A 12,619-nucleotide genomic window follows, 5' to 3' on the forward strand; every position below is an offset into this window, starting at 1 on the left:
TTTTACCTATAAAATTATTCCTAATTATACTAAATTGCTAATTGTTATCCAAAAACACTGTTCCACTTACTTAATAGGCATATTTAACCAATCACTTTTTTACAAAAATACTTAAATAGGCAATTTAAAATTAAAATTTTTTAAGTATCAACTAAATAATTAATCATAATTTAAACTAGCAATAATTATAAGTATCACCATTGTTTAAATTAAAAAGTTTTTATATTTATTGAGCCAAAAAAATAAACATGAGATAAATATTAATTGTAAAATTTAAAAAATATAATTTTACTAAAATAAAAGTATATTATCACTAACTTTATTTCTCAAAATAAACTGTAATTATCAGTGATTATACCCGAAGTATTTTCTTAATATTTATCTTATTAGTATTTTTATGTTATTTGGTCATAGCTTTACTAAAACTTTAAAGTATTTACCTGTTCAATCTACTATAAAGAATTTATAACAGTAATTACTAAGATAGTTTTTAAAAATTTCCCAGAAAACCGTAGCGTTTTATTTTATATTAAAAAAATATACATATGACTAACCTTCAGAAAAATAATGCTTACAATCCCAATCGGCGAGCAGAATTTGATATTAATATAGAAGAATATCTGCTCAAGCTAAAACGTCGTTGGTTGCCAGCTCTGTCTGTTTTTATAGTTACTGTTGGAACTACTCTCTTTCTCACCAGCTTTTTAGAAAAAACTTATCAATCTGAAGGAAAAATTTTATTTAAAAAAAATACTCCCAACGCGCTACTAAATTTGGGGGAAGATACTAATGAATTTAATTCCTTGCTAAATACTCAGACTCCTCTCAGTACAGAAAAGCTGAGGATGATCTCCGAGCCAGTATTACAACAAACTATCGACCAGCTAAAGTTAAAAAATTCTCTTGGGGAGCCACTTAAAGTAAAAGAGTTAAAAGAAAAACTAGCGATTGAAATAGTTGGCGGAAGTGATGTTATATCCATTGAATATAAAGATCCCGACCCAATCATCGCTTCTAAAGTAATTAATACTTTAATGGATGTTTATGTCAAAGAGCATGTTCGCAGTAATAAGTCTGCTACTGTAAGTGCGGATAGTTTTATCTCCAGTACTATACCCAAAATTGAAACCAAATTAAATAGTCTAGAAACTAATTTACAAGGTTTCTATGAAAAAAACCAAGTTGTAGATTTACAGGAAGAAAAAAGAACTCTTGTTGCCGATATTGGTACGCTTAATCGTGAAATATCAGGCGTTGGTGCAGAATTGCAGGGTAAGAAAGCTCAAACCGATAGTTTGCAAAATCAATTAGGCTTAAACTTGAGACAAGCAATTAGCACAGTTCAATTAGGAAATACACCTCAAGTTCAAAGTATCCTTGAGCAACTTAACAGTACAGAAGCAGAGTTATCCAAAGAAAGACAGCGGTTCAATGATAACCATCCAGCAGTTGTTAGCCTCCAACAGAAGAAACAAAATTTAAATTCCCAACTACAAGGGTTAATTCGAGAGTATGTTGGCGCCAAAGTTTCCGAAGGATTATTGCTGAACGATAATCTTAAAGAGAATCAAGTCGAGAAATTTATTAATCTCAAGATCGACGAACTGAGTCTACAAACTGAACTATCATCTTTGTATCAATATCAGCAGGTTTATCTCAACCGAGCTAAACAGATACCCAGCTTAGAAAAGCAAGAACAGTCTCTACTAAGAGAGGTGGATAGCGCACGTTCGACATACAAAACCTTACTAGAAAATAAGTCAGATCTTGATGTCTTGGTTAACCAGCAAACAGGTAATGCTCAAGTTATTGAATCGGCTATCGTTCCTGAAGAAGGTAGCACAGGTAGATTACCATTAATAGTTTTTGGGGTTTTGATGGGTCTGTTTCTGGCTAATTTGACTGCTATCTTACTGGAGATGCAGGATCACTCCCTTAAAACTATTTCCGAAATAAAACAGAGGTTTGCCTTTCAAGTATTGGGAGTTGTACCTCTTGATCCGCTGCAAAATAGCCAAGGAGGAATTATTGTTCAAAGAGAACCAGACTCCTTTGCCAGCGAAATATATCGCATGATTCAAACTAATCTTAAGTTTCTAGCAGCTAAGCGACAACCAAAAGTTATTTTGATGACTAGTTCTGTTCCTGGGGAAGGAAAATCACTTGTGGCAGCAAATTTAGCAGCTGCAATGGCTCAGTTAGGGCGTAAAGTTTTACTTATTGATGGCGATTTAAGAAAAGCGTCTCAACATGATATTTGGCAGATTAGCAATAAAGCTGGAGTCAAGGATGTAATAGCACACAAAATACCTTTAGCTCAAGTTGTCACTCAGCCAATGAAGCAACTAGACATTTTAACTTCAGGAATTATCGCTCCTAATCCATTAGCTTTATTGGATTCACCAGAGATGAGTCAGCTGGTGGCAGCAGCAAGAAAGGAATATGAATTAGTGATTATTGATGCACCACCTTTGGCTGTAACTGCTGATGTCTTAACTTTAAGCAAATTAGCTGATGGTATTGTCTTTATAAGTCGTCCAGGAATTGTAGAAAATGAGAGTGCAGAACTAGCCAAAGAAACTTTATATAATGCTCATCTTGAACAACAAGTTTTGGGAATGGTAATTAATGGTGTCAAGCAAAAAGAGTTTGATCGCTATTCGTATCATGCTAAATACAGTAAAAATTATTTTTCTAGTTCTACTGAAAGTAGCCAAGCCAAAACTGCTACTGCCTAAATTTAGCTTTTAATTACTCTCATAAATAGACAGTAATTAGAAACAGTTCTTGATTACGAAAAAATTAACAAATCAACTCCTGATAATTGTTTTAAATGCAGCAGAATTTCGACTATATGAGCAAAAGCCAGAGCAATTTTTTGATATATATGAAATATATAATGAAACTATTAGGCTGGACTTATGGACTGTTACTAATCTTGAATCTTCTGTTTACCCTAGGAATTCCTCAATTTGGAATTATATCTGGACTATATTATGCTAGTGCTGAATAATTATTACTTAAAGCTCCAGTAAACAGAAATAGAAATTATGAATTTGGCAGAGATCAAAGTTAAAGTTACAAATCTATTTCAAAGTAGTCTGGCACAGGACACTCTCTGGATGTTGTTTTCTAAGCTATTTAATATAGTTATGCAGACAGCATACTTTATTATTATTGCCCGTTTGTTGGGTAAGGAAAACTATGGTTCGTTTGTGGCGATTACCGCAGTGGCAAATCTGGTTTTTCCCTTTGTCCCTTTAGGTAGTGAGCATTTATTGGTTAAAAATGTCTCTACTAATCGAGCAACCTTCAGCACTAATTGGGGCAATAGTTTAGTTCTTTCCGTTGTTAATGGTACTTTCTTGACGCTACTTCTGTTTTTGCTTTCTCCTGTTCTATTTCCTGGAAATATTCCTTGGGTAGCAATTCTGCTGATTCTCGTAGCCGATCTAATTTGTCTTGCTTTGCTTGATTTGGGTAGTAAGTCATTGCTAGCAAGCAACATGGTTAATAAGACAGCTCAACTAGAAGTTTTAGGTACCTGTAGTAAGCTTTTAGCTGCATTGTCTTTAGTGGTTTTTTTCCCTAATCCGAGCGTAAATACCTGGAGTTATCTATATTGTACTAGTTCAGTGGTTATGACTGTAATTACAATCTTATTGATTACGAAAATGCTAGGTTTGCCTCGCCCCATACTCTCTGAGCTGCGATCCAATCTCGTTCAAGGATTTTACTTCTCGATTAGTACTTCTGCGAACAACATTAACGCCAATCTAGATAAGTCAATGTTAAGTAAAATATCAGGAGTTGCATCCACGGGAATATATGCTTCTGCTTATCGCTTTATTGATGTCGCCAATTCACCGCTACTAGCCTTATTTGGTGCTACCTATACTAGGTTTTTTCAACATGGAGCGTCTGGGGTGCGGGGGAGTTTAAATTTTGGGAAACGACTTCTACCCATTTTGACTTTTTATGCGATCGCCACCGTAATTGGATTTTGGCTGATAGCTCCCTTTATTCCCGTAATTCTCGGTGAAGATTATCGCGATGCAATTGGCGCTCTTTTATGGCTATCTCCCTTACCAGCGATCGCTGCTTTTCAATATTTGGCAGCAGATACTCTAACTGGTTCGGGGCATCAAAAGTCGCGCAGTATTGTCCAGGTAGGATCGGCTCTTGTCAATGTGGTCTTAAATATTATTTTAATTCCGCTTTTTTCTTGGAAGGGGGCAGCGATCGCCACGATCATCTCTGATTCTGTACGGTTAGTTTGTCTTTGGCTAATTGTATTTATACTATATCGTCGAGAGAGCAAACAAGACTATTTACCTGGATAGAAAAAATTCCTTTCTATTTATTACAATTAGCTTAACGTACCACTATGCTATTTAATTCTTTTGAGTTTATTTTTTTATTTTTACCAATTACTTTAGCTGTATTTTTTTGGTTGAGTAATAAAAGCAAATATGTTGAACAACAACTACCTATAATTTGGCTGGTGTTGGCATCTTTCTTCTTTTATGGCTGGTGGCAACTGCATAGTATTAATTTGTTTTTACTAACTACATCTATACTTTTCAATTATAGCTTAGGCTATTGTTTAAGCAATGTAGTTAAAAATGCGTTGTTTAAAAAAGCTCTTCTGATTTCAGGCGTTGTTTTGAATTTAGGATTAATTTCTTATTTTAAATATGCCAATTTTTTCGTAAGTAATTTTAATCAATTATTTCATACTAAATTAAATTTACCTCCAATAGCATTACCATTAGCAATTTCTTTCTTTACATTTATCCAAATTGCCTACTTAATTGATGCTTATAAAGGAGAAACAAAAGAATATACTTTACTAAAATATATGTTATTTGTTTCTTTTTTCCCTCATTTAATTGCTGGCCCAATTGTTCATCATTATGAACTTTTACCTCAGTTTGAAAAACCCTCTATTTATAAATTTAGTCAAACAGCATTATCTATTGGTCTAACTGTATTTATCGCTGGTTTATTCAAAAAGGTGATCTTTGCCGATCGCATTGCTGAATATTCCAATTTGGCTTTTGCTGCGGCATCTCAAGGTATCGACCTAACCTTTTCCGAAGCTTGGGTAGGCGCATTGGGCTATACTCTACAGCTTTATTTTGATTTTTCGGGCTATTCTGATATGGCGATCGGTGCATCCTATATGTTTGGGATCCGCTTACCGCTAAATTTTAATTCTCCCTACAAAGCGATCAGTATTGTCGACTTTTGGCGCAGATGGCACATCACTCTGTCTCATTTTCTCAGGGATTACTTATATATACCTCTGGGGGGTAGTCGTAAAGGACAACTACGTCGCCACCTAAATTTACTGGTCACGATGCTACTAGGGGGTTTGTGGCACGGTGCAGGTTGGACTTTTATCTTTTGGGGCGGACTACATGGAATTTATTTAATAATTAATCACCTGTATCGCTCTGTTCGCCAGAGTTGGGGTCATAATCTCAAAAATGATGGGTGGCTACTTCGCGGTACGGGACAGATTACAACCTTTGTTGCGGTGGTGATTTCTTGGGTCTTTTTCAAAGCTAGTGATTTTGAGACAGCAACCTCAATGCTACAGTCAATGTTTGGCTTTAACGGCATCAATTTACCTAATTTTTTAGAACCTTATCTTGGTTTTTTAAGAAATATGGGCGTCGAATTCTCAGGGTTTACCGTCAACGTAGGGATCAGTCAGAAATATGCCACTTTCGGTATTCTTATCTTATTACTGATTGCTTGGTTTACCCCTAACACCCAGCAGTGGATGGGTAAATACAATCCAGCTTTAACCGTCCTAAAGGATACACAAGCTAAACCTGTTGAAAATGAAAAACATCAGTCACAGTGGCAGCAAAAATTCTGGCAGGATCTATCGTGGAAGCCAAATAAAATTTGGACCATAATCATTGCCAGTTTAACTTCACTATCTCTATTGTGCTTTTCTCGGGTTAGTGAATTCCTTTATTTCCAATTTTAATTTTTAAACTTATACTCTAAATTAACTACATAAAATGAACTTGAAAAGTGCCACAGAAGGATTTTTAAAATTAGGTAAACGTACAGCCTCAGCAATGCCAGATTCTCAAATAGACAGTAAAGAAAAGGACAGCAAGTTTAGTTTCGGTCTATATGGACTTGTGACTTCTTTATTATTAGGTTCTGTAGCTGGAGTTAATTGGTTGGTCGATCCTCTGTGGTATAGTCACGGAAATATCTTGACGGGCAAAAATTTTGCTTTTAATGAACGTGTTACTAAAACCAACCTTTTTTTGAGGACTAAAGATCGGGAAAACTATGACTGTATTATTCTTGGTAGCTCTAGGGTAACGACTTTGAGAGCCTCAGAGTTGAGTAACCATAATTGTTTTAACTATGCTCTTAAGGGAGCAGAAATACCTGATTTTGTCAGCTACGCTAATTTTCTGCAAGAGCAAAAAATCGATCCCAAAATAGTCTATGTTGGGGTGGATGGCTTAAATTTTGTGGAACAAGAAAGAAAAGAAGAACAACCAATTTCAATTGAAAGTCTTCAAACTCCATCTTTTCTCCAGGCTTACCTTTCGTCTGACGTGTTGTTATTCTCGGCAATGACTATACTTGGTATTAGTCCAGATCCTGGAAATTATTACGATCAAAATTTTGAGCCTGTAGATTTTCCGAACCCTCCTGTTTATGATGCAAAATTTTACAAGCCTGGTTCACCACAAAAATGCGATCTAACTTCAGTAGAAACATTTATCGGGTTGAAAAAAGTTTTCCCTAATGCCAAATTTGTAGGTTTTGTGCCACCGAGATCGGCTTGGAGCATGGTTAATGACACTTATGGTAGGGGACTAATGGATTGTGAACTATCAGCTTTCCATCAGCTAGGGCAAAATTATGATGCCATGTATGATTTTTCCATTCCTTCTGAGATAACTCAAAACCCTCTTAACACTTTTGATGGCAGTCATTATTCAGTGGAAACCAACAATCGCATCGCCCAAATTTTGCAGGGGGAAACAGACGGTGATTTTGGAATTCGCGTGGATAACTATCAATTTGATGATTATCGAGCAGCTTACCGCCAGAAGTTGAAGGACTTTTTAGCCAAAGAAGGTGAGTTACAACGCTGGGATAATAACTCGGAAATTTCTATTGATATGGTTCAGAAAAAAAACCCTAATTAAACTGTGAGTAATTAGGGAAGAATTTAATTGACTAATTTTATTTAAGTTAACTAGAAAATTAACTATAAGCTGTTAAATCTGCTTCTTTTGATGATTTGCGATCGCCTCATGGCTGGAGGAATTGCCAGGCTTTGGATTACCTGGTTGCTTCTCTCGTATTCCATTTGCTTTAATTCAGTATAATCTAGCCAATGAATGCAGTTTACGGGACAAGTATCCATTGCTTCTTCAATTAGCTCTTCTAGATCGCCATCTTGATTAAAAACTCTGGCTCTCCCATATTCTGGCTCAATATAGAACGTATTTGTCGCTACATGAGTACAGTTTTTACAGCCAATACAGATATTTTCATCAACGAAAACTCCTTTTTGCCGCCAAATCCCACCTAATTCTGGCTCAAAACCATTAGGCTGATTTGAGTCAGTACTATTCATTATGCGCTCCAACGTTGTACAACTAAACGGATTGAACCATCTTCATTCTTAACTTGCTCGGCGATCGCAAATCCTTGATTAGCAGTTTCGTTGACTACTGTATGATAGGCGTAGCGTTGAGTTACTTGGCGTAAAAAACCATCTACAGTCAAGGGTTGCTGCCAATATTGTAAGTCGGCGACTAGTTCATACTCGCTACCATTCCAGCAAAATCCAAAATCATAGCTATTGTTTTGCTCAATTACTACCTCAGCCTGATGGGTTTGACCCTGATAGCCACGGACTACTCCTGAACTATTCTTCCAATCTACGTCTAAATCCTTGAGAGCTGCTTTCAAAAAGTTTAAGTTACGAATTTTTGTTTTGATGTTGCTGAAATGTGACATAAGTTTTCTCTAGGGAACTGAATTAATTAAATGTTCTAATTGAATTGTTTAAATTGGCTTAAAATTACCAATCGCTATAGCTGCTTTGGGTAACAGTGGTAGCTGATTGAACTTTGTTTTGAGCATAATAATCAGAGGTTTGCTTTTGATCCACAACAACTCCTAGCTGTTGTTCGATCGCTGCGGTTACTTCTTGGCAAGATGAACCAACAATACCTGTGACCGTCTCCTTTACTCGTCCATCGGGATAAATAATAAATTCTAATGTTTCCATTTATCTGCTGCTTGGCGATCGCGTAGCCTAAACTGTGTTTTTAACAGGGTAACGTTACTATTTTTTTGTTATATCGTTCTCATTATAGATATTTTGAGGGTCAGCACGAATTCTCAAAGAATCTTATTAAAAGTTAATAATAGCTGAATTAGTTACTACTTCATAATCTAAGTTTTCCGTAATTTAACTTTGGAGTCAAGAGATCAGAGTTGCTGCCAAAAGTTTTTTTAATAAAAAGACATAATCCGCAGAAAATGTTTGTAATTCAAACGAGGGGGAAAAATTACTTTTAATTTAATCTTAGCCATGGGCTGAGGATCATACAATCTGTTATGTATTCAAGTTAGAGTCAGAAATAATGATCGATCAATCAACTAATCCGATTAGAGTTGGTGTTTTAGGTTTTGGTGGTCTAGGACAAGCAGCAGCCAAGATTTTAGCTGCCAAACGAGAAATGATCCTAGTGGCAGCAGCAGACCACAAAGGTTATGTTTACACGGGAGCGGGTTTAGATATAGACGCCGCAATTTCTAGTTATCACGAGCATCATTCTGTAGGATATCTAGCTGCTGGGGGAGTGCTTAGTAGCAATAGTATCCAAGATTTAGTTGAAAATGCTGACGTAGATGGCTATTTTCTCGCGTTACCTAACTTACCCAACACTTTTATGGCAGGTGTTGCACGGCAGTTTATCCAAGCTGGATGGCAAGGAGTGTTAGTAGATGCTTTAAAAAGAACTAGCGCCGTCGAACAATTGCTGGAATTACAGTCTGATTTAGAGCAGACAGGCATTACCTATCTGACAGGTTGTGGTGCTACTCCTGGCTTATTAACCGCTGCTGCTGCGATCGCTGCTCAAAGTTATGCTGAAATTCATAGTGTTAAAATTACCTTTGGAGTAGGCATTGCCAACTGGGAAGCTTACCGCGCTACTATCAGAGAAGATATTGCTCACATGAGCGAATACGATGTGGAAAAAGCTAGCGCCATGACTGATGAAGAAGTTGCTGCATTGTTAGATCGAACTAACGGTATTATCTCATTGTCAAATATGGAACATGCCGACGACATCATGTTAGAACTAGCGGGTATTTGCGATCGCGATCGCGTTACCGTAGGGGGAGTAGTAGACACTCGTAATTCCCAAAAACCTCTAAGCACCAACGTTAAAGTTACAGGACGTACTTTTGAAGGCAAAATTTCTACCCATACTTTTACTTTGGGTGATGAAACTAGTATGGCAGCTAACGTCTGTGGCCCTGCATTTGGCTATCTTAAAGCGGGAATGTCTTTAAATCGTCGTGGCATTACTGGCTTGTTCACGGCAGCGGAAATTATGCCTCAGTTTGTTAGGTAGTTTAAAGATAAATTGAGTCTAAACTACAGTCCACTGAATTATTGATTTATATCCCTACCTAACAACGTTAGGAGATCTTTGAAATACTACTTCTGTCTTACGAAATTTCCTATTTCCTATTTCCTACTTCCTATTTTGTACGACTATAAATCTGGTTTTTTGGGTAAAGGAATGTCTTTTATTTGATCAGGATTTAAGTTAGGGAGAGGGACATTACGTAAGCGATCGCCTAATGATGGTGGTGAGTTATCTGGTGCAGGAACTGGTTCAGGACTAGGTTTTGGTTGCGTTGCTGGAGCTGGTGCGGGTTTAGGTTGCGGTTGCGGTTTAGGCGCAGGTTTAGCTTGCGGTTTTGGTGTTGGAACTGGTGCGGGTTTAGGTTGCGGTTTTGGTGCGGGTTTTTCCGTTCTAAGAGAAGGTAGAGTCAAAGAAGGACAAATCTCGGCATCATATTCGTAATTTACCTCTACTTGATAGGGCTTGGGCTTATTTGTGTCATTATCAAAAATACGACCTCTAAGATCCTGAATAGCTTGTTGATTAAAAATGGGATATTCTGAGCCTTTAAGCAAATCGAGAGCAACAACTTGACCTTTAGCACCAACCACCACACCAAAAACACTGCTTCCTTTAAGCCTTAAAATACAGGCATCGCGGGGATAAGTACCTTTGATTTTGATTTCTCTTGATGGAACGCCATTAACCTTAGTCACCCAGTCAACATAGTTTCTATTGGCTTGCTCGTTACTATTTCCGTCTTTGGTTTTGGTAAGACTTTGATGCAAGCTCGCAATTCGCTGCTGTGATTGAGTCACTTTTCGAGTAGCAATAATTTCTGGAGTCTCCTGTGGGTTAGTTTTAGGTTGAGTTTCAGGCTTCACTTCAGGTTGCTTTTGCGTCGGGTTTTTCGGCTTAGTTGCAGTTGAGGGATTTGGGGGAGTTTTAACTGCTGAAGGTTTAGTGGGTTGCTGGGGGATTTTTCCGATATTAGGCGGTAGCTTGATTGGCTCAACCTTGAAATCTGAAGGATCAATTTGTGGGGGAAGAGGCAACTGAGACCAATTACCTACAGGCGGAAGCTTAATATCGTTGATTGGTGGTAAGGAAGGAAAATTAAATTGTGGTGGTGGCGGAACTACTAGGGGTGGCAAACTAGAAGGATCGGTATTTCCAGGCAACCAATTTGGTGGGATAGCCGAGGGTGAAGTAAGTTCGCTGAGTTTGGACAGATCTGGGTTTGCCAATTGAGGATCGAGATCTGGTAAACGAGCCTGTTGTTCGGCATTTAGTTCAACAATCGAAACTTCTCTTTTACCATCGTCATCGTTAGATTTGAACGTTGGCAGACCAAACTTTAATAACAATAGATGAAGCGTAACTGACAGCAATAGACATAGCTGTGTTGGGTTAATTAACTTACCAGATTGATGATCTAATTTTGACTCGTAGGACATAACCCGCAACTAGAAAAATAATAGCTAAAATTTAGTTGTCTAATTTACAGAATAACTTGGAAAAATAGGATAGTTTGGATTGGTTAAAGAACAGTAATTTACTCCCTTAGTGTTAACAGGATTTTAAATTATCTAGGTCAGATATCTAGGTCAAAGAATTAAAGTGATTTAGGTATTGGCGATCGCTTGGTCGAAATATTAGTTTTAATGCTCCACAATCATAACTATCAATCCAGACTAAGGGTAATTCTTCCAGATGACAATCCCTTCTGGCACTCAAATCATAATTACACCAAATCTTAATCACTTCTTATTTTCTAATTTGTACAGGCATTACTAGATAAGTCATGGTCAAGCCACCCAAAGGACTAAAGATAACTGGCTGATAACCTTCATTCAGCTGCATTTTTATTTCAGTGGTGGATAAAGCTTTTAATCCGTCCATTAAATACTTGATATTAAAAGCAATCTCAATATCATCTCCCATAATCTCAGCAGGTAGAGACTGTTCGGCGTTACCTATATCTTGAGCATCCGCCGAGACAACTAGTTCTGAACTATCGTTATGTAGGCTAAATTTTACCAGGTTATTCTTCTGTGCCAAAACTGCCACCAACTCTAAACTAGAAATGAGGCGTTTGCGATCGAGGATAATTTCACGGCTAAATTTTTGGGGAATCAACTGACCATATGCAGGGTAATCTCCTGAGATCTTTGTACTAGTTAAAAGGCGATCGCGATACTCAAACACCATCACCTGTTCATCAAAACTTACCTTAACCTTGTCGCCTTCGGCAGCATTATTGACAATTCTTTCTAGTTCTCTTAACGCTTTAGCAGGAATAGTTACAGATAACTGGGGTAACTCGACAGTAGACTCTGATTCTGAATCATTGAGGTTAGTTGCCACTACCGCCAAACGATGACTATCAGTAGCAGCGAATTCTAAAGTGTCGCCACCACCTTGACCAATACCTTGGATCTTTAAATGAACTCCTGTTAAAATCTGTTTAGATAATTCAGTCGAAGCCGCAAATAAACAGCCTCCTAAACCTTGGTTAAGAAGAGCGATCGGTAATTCTATTGTCTGTGCTTCTGGTTCAATCGTGGGAAGTTCAGGAAACTCAGCAGCATCTATTCCTGTTAGTTGAAATTGACCTGATGTGGAACTAATTGTCGTCACAAAATTAGCTTCTTCTGATTCGGCTTCTGGGACTTCTAGGGTAATTTCAATCTCTGGTAAACGAGTAACAATATCATTCAATAACCTAGCGGGGAGGGTAATACTGCCACCTGTATCAACTTGAGCATTAAAACTCGTCTTAATGCCCAAGCTACCATCAAAAGCAATCAAACTAACTTTTTGGCTAGTTTCGCTGGCTTGAATTAAAACATTACCTAAAACAGGGGGTTCTGGACGAGAAGGAACAGCACGACTAACAAGGGAAAGATGATCTTTTAGGTCAAATGAGGCGCAAATAATTTTCATCTCAGAATCGAAATCAAGGAATGTTGCCC

Annotated in this window: 11 protein-coding genes; 5 read left to right on the top strand and 6 right to left on the bottom strand. The window is 37.4% G+C overall.

What is annotated here, in order from left to right:
* Positions 1–545: 545 nt before the first annotated feature.
* The 4 genes from KME09_24050 (at position 546) to KME09_24065 (ending at position 7,196) form a co-directional block, all read left to right on the top strand.
* Positions 546–2,738 carry a polysaccharide biosynthesis tyrosine autokinase gene (locus tag KME09_24050; protein ID MBW4537010.1) on the top strand — a complete coding sequence of 731 codons (2,193 nt, stop codon included), beginning with the start codon at positions 546–548 and terminating at the stop codon, positions 2,736–2,738.
* A gap of 312 nt (positions 2,739–3,050) precedes the next feature.
* Complete coding sequence (locus tag KME09_24055) at positions 3,051–4,343, top strand: oligosaccharide flippase family protein (GenBank protein MBW4537011.1); 1,293 nt, start codon at positions 3,051–3,053, stop codon at positions 4,341–4,343.
* Positions 4,344–4,387: 44 nt separating this feature from the next.
* Entirely contained in the window at positions 4,388–6,004 is a 1,617-nt protein-coding gene (locus KME09_24060; protein ID MBW4537012.1) for an MBOAT family protein, read from the top strand.
* Between the two features lie 34 nt (positions 6,005–6,038).
* Complete coding sequence (locus KME09_24065) at positions 6,039–7,196, top strand: hypothetical protein (GenBank protein MBW4537013.1); 1,158 nt, start codon at positions 6,039–6,041, stop codon at positions 7,194–7,196.
* A gap of 62 nt (positions 7,197–7,258) precedes the next feature.
* On the opposite strand, the gene KME09_24070 is transcribed toward KME09_24065, so the two are convergent.
* From KME09_24070 to KME09_24080, 3 genes are all read right to left on the bottom strand, one after another.
* On the bottom strand, positions 7,259–7,630 hold the full coding sequence (locus KME09_24070) for a ferredoxin (protein ID MBW4537014.1): 372 nt from the start codon (positions 7,628–7,630) through the stop codon (positions 7,259–7,261).
* Positions 7,630–8,016, bottom strand: coding sequence for a DUF1257 domain-containing protein (locus tag KME09_24075; protein MBW4537015.1), 387 nt, complete (start codon positions 8,014–8,016; stop codon positions 7,630–7,632). The genes KME09_24070 and KME09_24075 overlap by 1 nt, the downstream gene beginning before the upstream one ends.
* Positions 8,017–8,080: 64 nt before the next feature.
* Positions 8,081–8,290 (bottom strand): DUF2997 domain-containing protein, encoded by a 210-nt coding sequence (locus tag KME09_24080; protein ID MBW4537016.1) that lies wholly within the window; start codon positions 8,288–8,290, stop codon positions 8,081–8,083.
* A 355-nt stretch (positions 8,291–8,645) separates the two neighbouring features.
* Between KME09_24080 and KME09_24085 the strand changes: the two genes are divergently transcribed.
* Complete coding sequence (locus KME09_24085) at positions 8,646–9,647, top strand: saccharopine dehydrogenase-like oxidoreductase (protein ID MBW4537017.1); 1,002 nt, start codon at positions 8,646–8,648, stop codon at positions 9,645–9,647.
* Between the two features lie 143 nt (positions 9,648–9,790).
* Here the strand turns inward: KME09_24085 and KME09_24090 are convergent, their stop codons facing one another.
* The 3 genes from KME09_24090 to dnaN form a co-directional block, all read right to left on the bottom strand.
* Positions 9,791–11,101 (bottom strand): energy transducer TonB, encoded by a 1,311-nt coding sequence (locus KME09_24090; protein MBW4537018.1) that lies wholly within the window; start codon positions 11,099–11,101, stop codon positions 9,791–9,793.
* 145 nt (positions 11,102–11,246) lie between these two features.
* A complete protein-coding gene (locus tag KME09_24095; protein MBW4537019.1) occupies positions 11,247–11,408 on the bottom strand; it encodes a hypothetical protein in 162 nt (53 codons plus the stop codon).
* Between the two features lie 3 nt (positions 11,409–11,411).
* Complete coding sequence (gene dnaN / locus KME09_24100) at positions 11,412–12,590, bottom strand: DNA polymerase III subunit beta (protein MBW4537020.1); 1,179 nt, start codon at positions 12,588–12,590, stop codon at positions 11,412–11,414.
* Positions 12,591–12,619 lie beyond the last annotated feature (29 nt).

Origin of the sequence: Pleurocapsa minor HA4230-MV1, from assembly GCA_019359095.1 — a bacterium.
Taxonomy (GTDB): Bacteria; Cyanobacteriota; Cyanobacteriia; order Cyanobacteriales; family Xenococcaceae; genus Waterburya; species Waterburya minor.